The organism is Lysinibacillus sp. UBA6686, from assembly GCF_002455205.1.
Lineage (GTDB): Bacteria > Bacillota > Bacilli > Bacillales_A > Planococcaceae > Lysinibacillus > Lysinibacillus pakistanensis.
Map to the genome: position 1 here is coordinate 80,700 of NZ_DKJS01000046.1, position 14,611 is coordinate 95,310.

The 14,611-nt window shown below is 36.3% G+C and carries 13 protein-coding genes, 1 pseudogene and 1 riboswitch; of the genes and pseudogenes, 3 read left to right on the top strand and 11 right to left on the bottom strand.

Going from position 1 to position 14,611, the window contains the following annotated elements:
• Nucleotide 1: 1 nt before the first annotated feature.
• Both B2R82_RS12510 and B2R82_RS12515 read right to left on the bottom strand, forming a co-directional pair.
• Nucleotides 2–286: a hypothetical protein gene (locus tag B2R82_RS12510; RefSeq protein ID WP_286925175.1), complete on the bottom strand. Its 285-nt coding sequence runs from the start codon at nucleotides 284–286 to the stop codon at nucleotides 2–4.
• Between the two features lie 108 nt (nucleotides 287–394).
• Entirely contained in the window at nucleotides 395–1,585 is a 1,191-nt protein-coding gene (locus B2R82_RS12515; protein ID WP_286925176.1) for an MFS transporter, read from the bottom strand.
• Between the two features lie 72 nt (nucleotides 1,586–1,657).
• A riboswitch (purine riboswitch) is annotated at nucleotides 1,658–1,757 on the bottom strand.
• Nucleotides 1,758–1,972: 215 nt separating this feature from the next.
• Between B2R82_RS12515 and B2R82_RS12520 the strand changes: the two genes are divergently transcribed.
• On the top strand, nucleotides 1,973–2,179 hold the full coding sequence (locus B2R82_RS12520; protein WP_286925177.1) for a hypothetical protein: 207 nt from the start codon (nucleotides 1,973–1,975) through the stop codon (nucleotides 2,177–2,179).
• Between the two features lie 93 nt (nucleotides 2,180–2,272).
• Here the strand turns inward: B2R82_RS12520 and lepB are convergent, their stop codons facing one another.
• From lepB to B2R82_RS12535, 3 genes are all read right to left on the bottom strand, one after another.
• The gene (gene lepB / locus B2R82_RS12525) at nucleotides 2,273–2,833 is read right to left on the bottom strand and encodes a signal peptidase I (RefSeq protein ID WP_286925238.1); all 561 of its coding nucleotides are present in this window, start codon (nucleotides 2,831–2,833) and stop codon (nucleotides 2,273–2,275) included.
• A gap of 144 nt (nucleotides 2,834–2,977) precedes the next feature.
• Complete coding sequence (locus B2R82_RS12530) at nucleotides 2,978–3,085, bottom strand: transcriptional regulator (protein ID WP_283868289.1); 108 nt, start codon at nucleotides 3,083–3,085, stop codon at nucleotides 2,978–2,980.
• A gap of 559 nt (nucleotides 3,086–3,644) precedes the next feature.
• Entirely contained in the window at nucleotides 3,645–4,577 is a 933-nt protein-coding gene (locus B2R82_RS12535; protein WP_286925178.1) for an LCP family protein, read from the bottom strand.
• Between the two features lie 378 nt (nucleotides 4,578–4,955).
• Here B2R82_RS12535 and B2R82_RS12540 point away from each other — a divergent pair, with 378 nt between their 5' ends.
• Both B2R82_RS12540 and B2R82_RS12545 read left to right on the top strand, forming a co-directional pair.
• Nucleotides 4,956–6,044 (top strand): M24 family metallopeptidase, encoded by a 1,089-nt coding sequence (locus B2R82_RS12540; RefSeq protein ID WP_286925179.1) that lies wholly within the window; start codon nucleotides 4,956–4,958, stop codon nucleotides 6,042–6,044.
• Nucleotides 6,045–6,057: 13 nt separating this feature from the next.
• Nucleotides 6,058–7,242 carry an aminotransferase class V-fold PLP-dependent enzyme gene (locus B2R82_RS12545; protein WP_286925180.1) on the top strand — a complete coding sequence of 395 codons (1,185 nt, stop codon included), beginning with the start codon at nucleotides 6,058–6,060 and terminating at the stop codon, nucleotides 7,240–7,242.
• 51 nt (nucleotides 7,243–7,293) lie between these two features.
• On the opposite strand, the gene B2R82_RS12550 is transcribed toward B2R82_RS12545, so the two are convergent.
• The 6 genes and pseudogenes from B2R82_RS12550 to B2R82_RS12575 form a co-directional block, all read right to left on the bottom strand.
• Nucleotides 7,294–8,067: an IclR family transcriptional regulator gene (locus tag B2R82_RS12550; RefSeq protein ID WP_286925181.1), complete on the bottom strand. Its 774-nt coding sequence runs from the start codon at nucleotides 8,065–8,067 to the stop codon at nucleotides 7,294–7,296.
• A 138-nt stretch (nucleotides 8,068–8,205) separates the two neighbouring features.
• Nucleotides 8,206–8,640 (bottom strand): MarR family winged helix-turn-helix transcriptional regulator, encoded by a 435-nt coding sequence (locus tag B2R82_RS12555; protein ID WP_286925182.1) that lies wholly within the window; start codon nucleotides 8,638–8,640, stop codon nucleotides 8,206–8,208.
• Nucleotides 8,641–8,801: 161 nt separating this feature from the next.
• Nucleotides 8,802–9,008, bottom strand: a complete 207-nt coding sequence (locus tag B2R82_RS12560) for an SDR family NAD(P)-dependent oxidoreductase (RefSeq protein ID WP_286925239.1) — start codon at nucleotides 9,006–9,008, stop codon at nucleotides 8,802–8,804.
• Between the two features lie 278 nt (nucleotides 9,009–9,286).
• Nucleotides 9,287–10,720: a D-alanyl-D-alanine carboxypeptidase/D-alanyl-D-alanine endopeptidase gene (dacB, locus tag B2R82_RS12565; RefSeq protein WP_286925183.1), complete on the bottom strand. Its 1,434-nt coding sequence runs from the start codon at nucleotides 10,718–10,720 to the stop codon at nucleotides 9,287–9,289.
• 242 nt (nucleotides 10,721–10,962) lie between these two features.
• Nucleotides 10,963–12,699: an ABC transporter ATP-binding protein gene (locus tag B2R82_RS12570; protein ID WP_286925184.1), complete on the bottom strand. Its 1,737-nt coding sequence runs from the start codon at nucleotides 12,697–12,699 to the stop codon at nucleotides 10,963–10,965.
• Nucleotides 12,696–14,446 (bottom strand): annotated as a pseudogene (locus B2R82_RS12575) (ABC transporter ATP-binding protein). The gene B2R82_RS12570 and the pseudogene B2R82_RS12575 overlap by 4 nt, the downstream one beginning before the upstream one ends.
• Nucleotides 14,447–14,611: the final 165 nt, after the last annotated feature.

A 14,611-nucleotide genomic window follows, 5' to 3' on the forward strand; every position in this document is an offset into this window, starting at 1 on the left:
ATTATTTTAACTGCTTCTCTTTATTCGCCACTAGTAAATAATCAAGTGCACTCATTCTAGTGAGTTTATGGGTAAACTTTATGGCATCAGCTTGAGAATCAAACATAAAGTTTTCGAGTTCGTCTGTTGGTATATATTGATTGGCGATTATTCTTTTTAGTTTGCGGACAGATAAAGTATGTGAATCCTCTTCATACAAAACAATAGCACCCACATTTCGATAAAACGTCTGATCAATGGTTGCAACTACTTTGACATTTTTAAATTCTGTTAAATCTATCTGCATATATTTACCAACCTCCCTTACACTTACATTCTATCTCTAGCTATGATTGTCCTTCTTTTCAAATGACTTTTTTGGTCATTTTCCCCAAAACAAGCTATTTAAAAATTTCTATGAATGATGCTGAGCAGATGTTATGTCTAGCTCATGCTCTTGAGAAACTGGTGCTCTTTTTAAAGAGAAAATAGCGCAGCCTAATGCACATAAAACTAAAATTGCACCAAAGCTAGATAAATGCATAACAGACCCTGTTACAGCAAACATTGCTCCTCCAACAGCAGAACCTAAAGATATTCCAATCTGTAAGGCGGCTGTATTTAAGCTTTGTTGAATATCAGATGTTTTCGGATCAATTTGTATTAAATAGTTTTGTAGCGGAGGAGTAAGTGCCCAGCTAAGTGCCCCCCATAGAACCGTGACAATTAGAAACAGTGGTAAGGCAATAATTGTATAAGGAATACTAAATAATACAACCGCAAATGCTGAGACAACCATGATAATCGCTTTCCCAGTACCAATTTTATCACTCAACCAGCCACCAAGTGCATTCCCACTGACAGATGCGATTCCGAAGATTAGATAACAAATACTAATCCATGAGGCATTCATATGAAAAGCTTCTACTAAAAACGGTGTGAGGTATGCATAGAGCATATAATGACCTGCCAGCATAAAAAGTGTAGTTAGTTGAGCACTAAAGATTTTTAAATTAGCCAATGATTTAATTTGAGCCTTTAATGGGACTACTTCGACCACTGGCATTTTTTCAAGCAGCAACGCAATAAGAATCATGGATAGCATTGAAAGAAGAGCAATTCCTAAGAACACAGCTCGCCAGCCAAATGCCTCTGTCACAAAAATTCCCATTGGTACACCAATAACAAGTGCGGAACTAACACCAACAAAAACAAGCCCCAATGCTTTCGCACGATGTCTTGGTTCGACAATCTTTGTTGTAATCGTTAAGGATAAGACAATCACTAACGCTGTGCTCATCGCTGTGAAAATTCTAGCAACCATCACTGTCAGGAATGTTGTACTAAAAAATGTCATGATATTCCCAATAGTGAAGATTAATAAAGAAATAAGATATAAACGCTTCCTTTCCACTTTTGCTGTTAATGATAAAAGGACAGGCGCTGAAATTGCATAGACAAGCGCAAAAATGGTAATTAATTGACCTGCCGTTGCTAAGGACACATTTAAATCCTCTGCCATTTTTGGTAATATACCACCAACAATTAACTCCACTAATCCTACTGCAAAGGTAGTAGCAGCAAGAATGTAAACTCTCCAATTCATCGTAATCACCCTTCCATTAGATAACATTTTTGTAGGATTCTAGGTGAACAAAACAAAAAAATCCTGACTACAAAAATGAAGCACAATTTTTGTAGTCAGGATTTTATGGTTCCTGGTAGAGACCCTCAATCCATATTATTGAGGTTATACAGATCAAATATTTACCCTAGCTATATTAGCATATTGAATTTTACATGACAACAGTTTTTTAGAATCCCACTTTACATTCACTATACAAAAATGGTTATAAATAGAATTTTATCTATACATGTAGCTAGCAACTTACAATAAAAAATGGCATTTACAGAAGAAAGATTTTAGATTTAACTTATATTTTTTCAAATTTGACCATACATAATACTAGAAAGAATATTGCGAGGTGATTGTTTGCGTATAGTAGGTTTAGTATGCTATTTCTTAGTGTTATTTTATGGCGTTGAACTAGTAATAGAAGAGCTTGCAATCGATGAACCAGCAAACATTTCCTCTAAACTAGGAAAACAGCCAATTCCCCTCAAAGAAACTGTAGAAAATTCAACGGTTTGTGTCTATTATCCCACTTATAAAGAATGTACGGCTCTATCAAATAACTAAAAAGACAAAAAAATAAATTGCAAAAGGCAGAAATATTGATTGAAAACAATATTTCTGCCTTTTCAGTTTTCCATATTTATTATTTAGGATTCTTTATTTTTTTGAACCAATATGGAATTGATTAAACGGATAGAGTGTGACCTTAGCTTCACCATAAATGGCATCTTTAGAAATTAAACCATAATGACGGCTATCGTAACTTTTTAGGCGATTGTCACCAAGAACAAAATACATTCCCTCAGGCACCTTTTTTTCATTGACCAGTTGCTCTAAGGAGAAATTTTCTGTAATGCGTAATTGATTCGGATCATCCGTTTGACGATTTACATAATCCTCTTTATAGGCCTCACCATTAACATAGAGAACATCATCCTTCATTTCAACTGTGTCACCAGGCAAACCAATTACCCGTTTGATATATAACTCGTCCTCTGTTGGTGATTGAAAAACAATTTGATCAAAGCGTTCAATTTTACTCGTTTTACTAACAATAATGATATCCTTATCATGATAAGTGGGGTACATCGAAGCACCCTGCACTTTAATCGGTGCGAATAAAAATTGCTTACAGCCTAATACAACAATAGCTGTAATCACAATAATTTTAAGATAGGATAGTATTTCTTTTTTTAAATTTGTTTTTTCCTCTTGCATACTCATTCCCCGATACTGTTTTCTTATAGTATAACATTTTCTAAAGTGTATTGACGAATGATTCACATAAATTGTTTCATAGCCACAAAAAATAGACAAAGCCTTTTTTACTTTGCCTAGATTCATTCATAGTTGTTTTAATTATCAATGGTTACTTTGCGTAGCAGAGTGGTGTTGTTCATTGAATAAGTCTACTGCTAAAAAAATACCAACAGGTAATGCAACTGCTAATAAAATTGTGCCTATGATCATCACAATCACTCCCTTAACCATTTCTAAATAAAAGTATACACTAAATTTTCTGATATTTCAAATCATTTCGCCTTGCGTAATTGTAGCTGCCGCTTCGCTTTCGCACAGATAAAACCGTGTAGCTGCCGCTTTGCTTTCGCTACAGATAAATTGCCACAGGACTTGGCGTTCTTAGACTGAGTTCCGCTATTTCAGTAGGTGTTTGGACACCCACCGAAAAGGAACCAAAACCGCATTCATACCACTACCTGTAGAGATGGAGTCTTCTGCTGAACGAAGATAAAAAAGAAAAAAATCATTCAACTAGGCATGCACCCTACCTGAATGATTTTTTATGTTTACATAAAGATTTTTAAGCACAATAGTTGTAACTGCTGTATAGAAGATCTGATTGGATGTTTTTGAGCCTTACGTTTAGGTACATAGCTTTGCATGCAATTATTAAGAGCTGTATACCTAAGCACCTGGGTCCTCCCATTCATTCATCTTCCTCCCCTTCACGATCATAAATTTTTACAGCTACATTACTCAAAAAATAACCTATCAACCTCCTTCCTGTTTATTTTAAATGCCCTTTTAACTCTGCTTGAATTTTTTGAAGCTCCGCATCATTTGGGATATAATACCATATATGATTAATTTTTGTGCCATCTCCCTCTTCAAATGACAGCTGATCAATATTGCGATCCATTTTTTTATAAATACTTTGTAATTGAATTAAATCTTTCATGGTGAAATTCATACGGACATTATCACCGACAACTTCCAGCATATCTGTAGCCTTTAGTATAGATGATGTAGAAGAAGCCTTTTTCATAACTGCCTCAATAATTTGCCGTTGACGAATTTGTCGACCAAAATCACCACGAGGATCTTCATATCGAATGCGAGAAAAAATGAGTGCCTCATCACCTGTTAAAGTGACATCTCCCTTTGGAAAATGATAGGAATTATAGGTTAAATCCATGTCATTTTCGATGGTAACGCCACCAATCGTATCAATGATTTGAAGGAAGCCCTCCATATTAATAAACACATAATAATCAATTGGAATATCTAAAAAATGCTCTACCGTATCGACTGCCATGGGAACTCCCCCAAATGCATAGGCATGATTAATTTTGTCAACAGAATCATGACCTATAATCTCCGTCCGTGTATCTCGTGGTATACTAAGCATTTTCATTGTTTGTTTTTCAGGATTAACCGTTACAACAATCATTGTATCTGAACGTCCACTATCATCTTTACGCTCATCCACTCCAAGCAGTAATACAGAGAATGGTTCCTTTTTTGTTACTGTTTTTTGCTCTATCCCATCATTGCCTGTTGCTTCAATTAAGGGTGTATTTATTTTATTCATCGTTTTCTGAATGGCGTAATAAGCAGTACCTAAAAAAATTAAAAAAATTGCTGCTAGGCTGCCTAATATCCAAAGCCATATTTTCTTCTTGCTCTTTTTCTCTTTAGAGCGCTTCATATTTTTTTCCATACATAAGTCCTTTCTTGCTAAAAAAATTTACCCCTCTTTTTGACGTCTTAAGTTGGAAAAAAGTTAATATAGTCTATTTATATGCATATTGGACGAAAAAAAGACGTACACTAGTATTTGCTAATTATACGCCAATCTACCCCTTAATTGGTAGTTATCTACCCAATCTTTTAAAGAGTTAAATACCTACTGCCTGATTTAAAAAGCTATGTAAACCATATCACCATCTAAGAAATAGTACCTAGTTGAGAAATAATTTTCTGATTAATTGAAAATTCATTATTGTTGATATATACTATTTTTAAATTTAATAGAAACATTGTCTCTATAAAAGAAACAACATTGGGTGATTTTACTAACATTTAGGAGGTATTTTCAATGTATACAAAAAGAAGAGAAAAATTAGTCTCCCTTATGAAGAAAAGCTCTATCGACATGGCTGTATTGGTTCCAGGACCCAATATGTACTATTTTACAGGCCTACATTTAAAACAAAGTGAACGTATAGCTTTAGCAATTATCACGAAAGACGAAAAACTATATTTTTTAATGCCGCAAGTAGAGTTAAATAAAATGGATGCCCAAAACAGTAATGCTACTTTCTCTTATTCAGATGAAGAAGGACCTTTTCATGCACTTACGCAATTAAAGCAACAAATAGGCTTATTGGGTATTGTAGGGGTAGAGTTCGATTCCATGCACGTGAAAGAGCAAAGAACAATTGAAGGACTTACATATGAGCATTTATATGATATAGGCGAAGTGATTCGAGAACTTCGTATAAATAAAGATAGCAACGAAATTCAATTAATGAGACAAGCTGTGAACATTGTAGAGGAAAGTCTCAAAGCAACATTACCAATGATTAAAGCTGGGATTTCAGAAATGGAGGTGGCTGCGCAATTAGAGTATGAAATGAGACGTCGCGGATCTGAAGGAACACCATTTGGGACAATTGTTGCCTCTGGCTATAGAGGTGCACTTCCACATGGTAGAGCCTCTACGAAAACAATTGAAGCTGGTGAATTAATTGTTTTAGATTTTGGCTCGATTTATAAAGGCTATGTGGCAGATATAACAAGAACAGTGGCAGTAGGAGAAATTTCACCAACGTTAGAAAAAATCTATAGTATCGTTAAGCAAGCCAATGAAGCTGCCATAGAGACGATTAAACCCGGAAAAACCGCTCATGAAATTGATAATACTGCAAGAGCTATTATTCAAAATGCTGGCTATGGAAAGTTTTTTACACATCGACTAGGTCATGGAGTCGGACTAAGTGCTCATGAGGAACCTTATTTAATGCAGCATAATAATGTCGTTTTAAAAACTGGCATGGCTTTTACCATTGAACCGGGGATATACGTAAAGGATGTGGGCGGTGTCCGTATCGAGGATAACTTAATTGTCACAGAAGATGGCTATGAAAATTTAATGACGTTTACCAAAGAATTAATTAATTTATAAGGCTGGGATAGACATGACAATTGATATAAAAAAGATTCAAAAGGATATGCCACTGCTGGACAAATATATCTATCTTAATACAGCTGCAGCTTCTGCAATGCCGCAACCAGTAGTAGATGCCATGACAAGCTATATACAGAAACAAGCTAGCATTGGTCCCTATTTGCCCTCATTTCGTCAGGAAACTTATGAAAATATTGAAATCGTTCGTGAAAAATCAGCAGTATTTATTGGCGCAAAAAAAGAAGAAATTGCCTTTGTCCCAAACGGTTCGATGGCTATTAATTTTGTTTCAGGTGGTCTGCAATGGGAAAAAGGCGATGAAGTCATTGTTTTGGATACAGAGATGCTAAGTAACTATGTGCCTTGGCTTGCACTTAAGCAACAAGGAGTTCATTTCAAGGTTTTTAAAACAAACTTAAACTATATGGTGGATCTAGAAAAACTAAAAAAATTCATAACACCTAAAACAAAAATGATTGCATTTGCACATATGTCTAATGCTTCAGGTGCTCTTCAGCCGGCAAAGGAAATATGTCAGCTAGCCAAGGAAAAGAATATTTTAACATTAATCAATGCTAACCAAACAGTGGGCTTGATTCCTATCGATGTCAAAGATCTTGACTGTGATTTTTTACTTACCAGTGGACGAAAGTGGCTGCGAGGTCCAGAAGGCTCAGGTATTCTTTATGTTCGTGAAGAGCTTATCCAAGCACTAACACCGATTATGATTGGTTGGGGAAGCACCAATTGGGACTATCGCAACGATGACTATTCTTTTGTAGCAACAGCCAAACGCTTTGAACCTGGATGCCCCGTTATCCCTAGTATTTTAGGACTGGGTGCAGCTATCGATTATGCTAATGATATTGGGATTCATGCCATTCATCAGCAAGTAAGGCGACTAACTACTTATTTGCTAGAGCAGCTTCAATCTATAGAAGGTATGATCATATATGGGCCCCAGCAAGTAGCAAACCGTTTATCAATTACCCCTTTTAATATTGAAGGTATTTCACCAGATGATGTGACCAATTATTTAGCACAGCATGGCGTTATTATTGAGGCAGGCACCTTTATGGCAAATACAATTATGGAACGTAACAACATCAATAAGATGGCTCGTTTCTCGCCACATTATTTTAATACGTTCAAGGAAATTGATGATACCATTTCATGGATAAAAGAATTACGATAAATAACAAAAACAAGGGCTCAGCATAGAGAAAACATCTGAGCCTTTTGTGGTTTACTCATGATATAATTTAAAGCTAAATTGATCGAAATATCGTTGGATACTCATTGCTGCATATTGGAGCACTTTGACCATATCAGGTAGCTTTTCCTCTACTGGTTTACGGTAATTAGGGCCAGCAATGGTTAATGAAGCAATAATCTCACCTTTATTATTAAATAGTGGTACGCCGAGACCAAATACTGAATGAGCATACTCTCCTGTAGTAAAGCACCAGCCCTGTGTTCGAATCTTTTCTAAATCAATTAACAGTTCCTCAGGGTCTGTAATTGTCTCAGTTGTTAACTTTTTCATGCCACTATTCATAATGTCCATCTGCTTCTCTTCTGGAAGGTAAGCCATAATGGTCTTACAAGAAGCACCTATGTATAACGGTGTACGAGTCCCCATTGAAACAGAGAACTTAATTGTTTGCGAGCTTTCTGCAATTTCAACCGTAACACCATCTGCTCCGTCAAGCCATGTTAAAAAAACGGATTCTTTTATTTCCTCAGAAAGTTTTTTCATGATTGGTAAAACAAAATCAGAAAGATTCAATTTTTCTTTTACCATCTGCCCGTATTCTAAAAAACGTAGTCCTAATTCATATTTTTTGGTCTCAGGGTTCTGGTTTAAAAAGCCATGATTTTCAAAGGTAGCTAAAATCCTGTAAATGATAGAATGGCTTATATTCATTTCTTTTGCTAATTCACGCACTCCCCATGTTGGATTCTCTTTGCTAAAATATTTTAACACTTCTAATGAATTATCTAATGTTTTTAATGCCATTTTTCACCTCGAATGTCTCTATATTAGAACCGCAATTTAATTATAAAATGTATCTACATAATTTTCAATCCTGCGAGCTAAATTATGTATATATTTTACAATAAAGAAAGCCACCTCATAATGAAGCGACTCCTCTATCTATATATTTTTGTCTTGTATTCCTTGCACTAATTTTTCTTGAATCAGTAAATATTGTGCAATCTCTTCCTCATTCAATACTTCAAAAAGCTGTATAAAAACTTCTTGTCCAATGGATTGGGCTTTTAATAACGCTTTTTCACCTTCTGTTGTAATTTGTAAGCGAATTGTACGACGATCTGATGGATCATATAGTCGTTCTGCCAAACCGAGCTTGACTAATTTTTCAGCAATATTCGTCATTGCTCCTTTTGTATAGCCAATCGTTTCTGCTAATTCTGCTTGTTTCTGAGGTCCTTTTGTCTGAAGCTCATTTAAAACTAGAATTGGTGAAATCCCTAATGGATAGGGAAATGATTTTGTAAAACGAATAATATTAGCATTGTTCATTTGCTCAATCATATGGATGAGTTTAAAAATATTTGTTTGTTTCAAAAAAATCCTCCTCAAAGCCCCGAGCAATTAGTGAAGCATTACTCCCCCCGCTCCATAATGGTTTGACCAGTGATCTATTGCGCATTATCGGAAGCTAAAAAAACAGCACACGACCAATATCTTATTCAACATCACCGAAGCAACCTAGCGGGATTTTACTTCTAACAGCTCCATAATACTTGGGTTGTGCTTTTGCCTATGCTTGTAACTCTGGTGAATGCAAGTGGACTAATACTAATTACATTCATATCAAAATGTCCCCGTTCATTTGCTGCAACGCAAGACAGACCTCTGATTGCCTCTTTCGCAGCCGTATAAGCCGACTGTGTTTCATATTCTTGTAGGCCAGCACCAGATACAAAGTTAATAACTTTTCCTTTTGTATCTTTTAAATAGGGTCATACTGTTTTGCATTAAATAAAAAATCCTATCCCAAATGATAAATCAAGATCAGCCTGTGTCGTATCTTCTATTGTAACTTGTATTGCGCATGGCGTTATTAACTAGCACATCTAGTTTACCGTATTTTTCTATAACTGTATCGATAATTTTTGGCAATTGATCACAGTCCAATCGATTTTGCCTTGGCCTAATTGCGTCCAGAATCGGCTTTATGATTACACAAAGAACTCCTTATCGCAAAGCTTTATAATTCATTTGCAATCTGCTTGACAATGTCATCGATGGTAGGGATAGCTGACGTTTTATTGACCTGTGTTAAAATACTAAAAATGTACCACTTACCACTTTTTCCTTTGACATAGCCACTTAAGGCATGAGCACCAGAAATATACCCAGTTTTAGCAGATACACTATATCCCTGCAAGCGATTTTCTAATGTCGCCCCAACAAGCTTGCCTTTTCTTCCTGCCTGAGGCAATGCATCTAAGTAGGAGTAATACCAAAACTTACTTCGAATTTTATACAACAGTAGACTTTCTTGCATACTGCTTACACGATTTTGATGATTTAGACCTGAACCATCTTCAAAATACCACTGCTCCATATTTAGCCCATTATCATTACCATATGTACGAATTGCTTGAATGCCTGCTGACCAGCTTCCTTCTCCAAGTAGTTCTCGTCCAAGTTGCTTTGTGAGCATTTCCCCCATACCATTAATACTTAGTTTTAAAAATCGAAAATTAATATCCTTTAATGGCTTTGAATAGGAAATTCCTACTCTCATTGCATTGTCGGGTACCTCGCCAACCTCCAGAGGCATTGTTTGGATTCCCTTTGCTAGTAATTTTTCCCGAAATACATCAAGTGTATACAAAGTTGGATCATAAACAGTCACATATGTACTTTTCTCTGTACCAGCTGGTAAATTTCCTTTAACAACAATACGGTCTGTACCATATTCTCGTGTAATGGCTACGGTATTTTTTTCACCCTTTTTAACGATTCTAGTCTTATTTACAATTGGAATTGTACTAGCAAATGGGGCAAGCTGAACATTTGCCATAGTCCCAATCTTTGAGCCAGTCACTTTTACTTGCACAGTAGCAATATCATATTGATCATTTGGTGAAATCGTTAATGCTGAAATACGTGATGCATAGGATAGTGCCTCATCCTGAGGAACAATGCCTTTTGCTAAACGATCTTTATCAAACCATGTATCATCGGCAATTAAGGAGCCTGTGATTTTTGAAATCCCTATTTTTTTTAGTCCGTTAGCAAATGATTCTAAATGGACTGGTAAAAGCGTTGGATCTCCTCCGCCCTGTAAATAAATATTGCCATGAAGAACACCCTCTTCTATTGGTCCATCTACATAGACCTTTGTCTCAAAACGATAATCTGATCCAAGCAAATCCAATGCAGCAGCACTCACTAAAAGCTTATGTGTTGAAGCAGGACGTATCATTTTATCACCGTTTTTGTTGTAAAGGATATTACCTGTCTCCATATCTCGTACGGTAATACTGTACTCATTATTCTTCCAGTTTTTTGAGATAATACTATTCACTTTTGTTGTCATTGTTTGTTCACTTACTTCCACATTGTCCATAGAAGTGATTGGAAAGCAGCACAGCAGAAAGATCATTGTACAAATTATAAATTTCTTTTTCATAGTTCCTCCAATTGGTAATTTTCAACTTTTATCACTTTATTCTACGGAAAAAATTAGCCTTTTACAATGAAACACCTTTATTATTTAACAAAGAATACCATGTCACCTTTTTTCTTCGACAAGAATCAATTTCAACTTGGCGTAATTGCGTCCGGATTTTGGATTGTGCCCCACAATTATTTAAAAAGCACATCTTAAAAAAAGCCCCACTTAAAAGTGGGGCTTCCATCTATCAAACCTAATTATTGATGTAATGAATTTGCCTGCATCTGATACATTTTTTCGTAAATACCGCCCTGTGCTAATAGTTCATCATGTGTACCTCGCTCTACAATCTTACCTCGATCTAGTACAAGGATACGGTCCGCATTTTTAATAGTAGAAAGTCTATGCGCAATGATAAATGTTGTACGCCCTTTTTTCAGCACATCCATCGCATGCTGAATAATTTCCTCTGTTTCTGTATCAATATTTGAAGTAGCCTCATCTAATATTAAAATAGCAGGGTCAAAGGCTAGTGCTCGGGCAAAGGATATAAGCTGCCGCTGTCCAGATGACAACGTACTCCCCTTTTCAATCACCGGCTCATCATAGCCATTTGGTAGATTTGCTAAAACACGTTCCCCACCAACAGCCTTCAATGAAGCTTCTATTTTTTCACGTGAGATTTTAGGGTTATTTAAGCTAACGTTCGCAGCAATCGTTCCCGTAAATAAATAAGGGTCCTGTAAAACAATACCCATATGCTCACGCATTGTTTGTCGTGGCACCGAAGTAATATCTATACCATCGATAGTAATTTTTCCTTTAGATGGATCATAGAAGCGGAATAATAAGTTCATAATAGAGCTTTTCCCAGATCCAGTATGACCTACTAAGGCAATTGTTTCGCCTTGATGAGCTTCAAAGGAAAGGTTTTTCAATACATATTCCTCATTTTTATAGGCAAAGGAAACATCTTCGAAAACCACATTACCTTCATATCTTGGTATGCTTTTTACAGAGACAGGCTCACCACTAATATCCAGCACCTCGAATACACGTTTTCCTGCAACAAGTGAACGTTCCAGCTGAGAAAACTGATTGACAATATTTGTGATAGGATTGAATAATTTTGTTAAGTAATCCACAAAGGCATACAGGGTTCCTGCGGATATCACTTGCGTTGCCGTAAAGGATTGTGTACCAAAGTAGAAAATAAAGACTGTAAACATGATCAATCTTAATGTATTAACAAGGTTAAAGGAAGTCGCCGAATCAAGAACAAGCAGCTTGCGTTCATACGCATAATGCTCATTATTCATATCATCAAATTCCTTTGTCATTTGCTGCTCTCGACGAAATGCCTGAATAATCGTCATTCCTTGAATGGATTCATTGATCATAGCGTTGATATCTGCAATTTTGGTACGAATGACATCATTATACTTAGAAGCAAATTTACGATATAAAATCATCCATAAATAAACTACTGGAATCATGAGTAAGGCTAACATAGCCATTTTCCAGTTTAAAATGAAAAGTGCAATGTAAACACCAATAATTGAAATGAAACTCGTTGCAAAATTGGATAGTACCTGTACATATAAATTTCGAACTGCCTCCGTATCATTCGTAACACGGGCTACAATTTTTCCTGCTGGTAAATTATCGAAATATTGTATTGGGAGTGTTTGAATATGCTCAAATACATCCTTACGCAATTTTTGTACTACGCGGTTAGCACCAACTTGCAAATAAATATACATAAAATAGCGTAATACCGCAGTAGCAATTGCTAAAATTAAATAAACTAGTAACAGCCATGTAATTGGTTTTATTTCAATGTGACCGATTGTCATATAATTATCAATGATATGCTTGGCAATAAATGGCCCAACAAGCTCGGTAAATACGGCAATTGTTAAGAAAAATAAGCCAAGGAAAATTGGTTTTTTAAAATACATGGCGTAGCGTGTTAAACGTTGACTCGTACTCATGAGGCACCTCCTTCTAGCTGCTGACGGTCGAATTGCTCTTTATACCATCCTTGTAGTGCAAGAAGCTGCTCATGTGTGCCCTGTTCAATTATTTGACCTTCATCTAGCACGATGATTATATCTGCATGCTGTATGCCTGATAATCGATGTGTGGTAATAATTGTCGTTTTATCTTGACGTTCCCGTTGAATATTTTCAATAATTTTTGCCTCTGTTTTAGCATCTACAGCAGATAATGAATCATCCAACATCAAAATTTCAGGATCCTTAATCAAGGCACGTGCAATGGACACACGTTGCTTTTGACCACCTGAAAGGGAAACGCCCTTCTCACCCACAAGTGTTTCAAGACCCATAGGTAAATTTTCTAAATCCTTTTCAAAGTATGCAGCGTGAATCGCCTGCTGCAATTCAGCCTGTGTTGCATCTTCTTTTCCAAATAAAATATTTTCCCGAATTGTGCGTGAGAACAGCACATGATCCTGCGGTACATAACCAATCCAATCGAGTAATTGCTCTTTCGTTTGTGCAGTAATATCTACTCCATCTATTGATAGCTGTCCCTCACCAATTGGATACTCACGTAATAATTGTCGCAGGAACGTTGTTTTACCAGCTCCAGTTTTCCCAACAATGCCAAGTGTCTGCCCTTTTTTCAGCGACAATGAGATTCGTTGAAGGTTTTTCACCTGACTCAAAGGATATTGGAATGTTAAATCATCAAAGCCAATTCCATTAGGTGTCGCAATCATTTGTGGATTCGCAATATTTTGAACATCAGCCTCGTAGTTAAGCGTTTCCTGTACACGATCAAGAGAAGCATTTCCTTGCTGCATCACATTTATAAGCTCACCGATGGCAAATATTGGCCAAACCGCTAACCCCAAGTAAACATTGAATGTCACAAGTTGCCCTACTGTCATCGCCTCAGTGGCAACCAAATGGGCTCCGTAGCCAAGTGCTACAACATAACTAATGCCAGTACCGACTTTTGTAATCGGTCCAAATAAAGCGTTAATTTTTGCTGTATGCATATTTTTTTCATAGACAATTTCACTCATCTCAGCAAAATTTGCCTCATCCTTTTTTTCTTGCACATATGCACGTACAACTCGTACACCTGCAACCGACTCTAGCACGCTATCATTCAGCTCTCCAAATGTATCTTGCGCCTTCATATAACGCTCATGCACAATTTTCCCTAGATATTGAATTAGAATTGCCATGATAGGAACAGGGAGCATGGCAAAAAATGTGAGCTTCCAAGAAATCATATAGCCCATGGCAAAAATAATACATCCCATATAAATCGTTGAATCAATCAGGGTCATAATCCCAAACCCAGCAGTTAATGATACGGCGTTTAAATCATTCGTTGCACGTGCCATTAAATCCCCAGTGCGATTTTTTTCATAGAACGTTGGTGTCATACNNTCATACGTAAAAAATGCTGCATAAGATTCCGACGTAATATTTTTTCTAGATTAATAGCCCCTTCAAATAGTCGGAATTGCCACACAAAATTCAGGGCATAACCACCTATAATGATTCCCACAAAAATCAAAATATACTTTGATAAAATAGCTGGTGACATTTCCCCAGCAGTCAATATGTCAATAATGGACCCCAGTAAATACGGAGGTACTACCTCTAAAGCACTGGCTATTATTAAGAACACGATTGCCACAGTATATTGCTTCCAGTATTGCTTAAAAAACCAGCCTAGCTTACTTAAAACATCAAACATACATTATAACCTTCTTTCCCTCGTGCTGTTAAAGCATAGCTACCCACTATCCAGAAATTCCTTGTTGAAAATCACGTTTTGATCTGTACTTCGCATACTATCTACACTCCTTTTTGTGTTATCACTACAACTTTTTACACAACAAAAAAGACACATCTCCCAAAA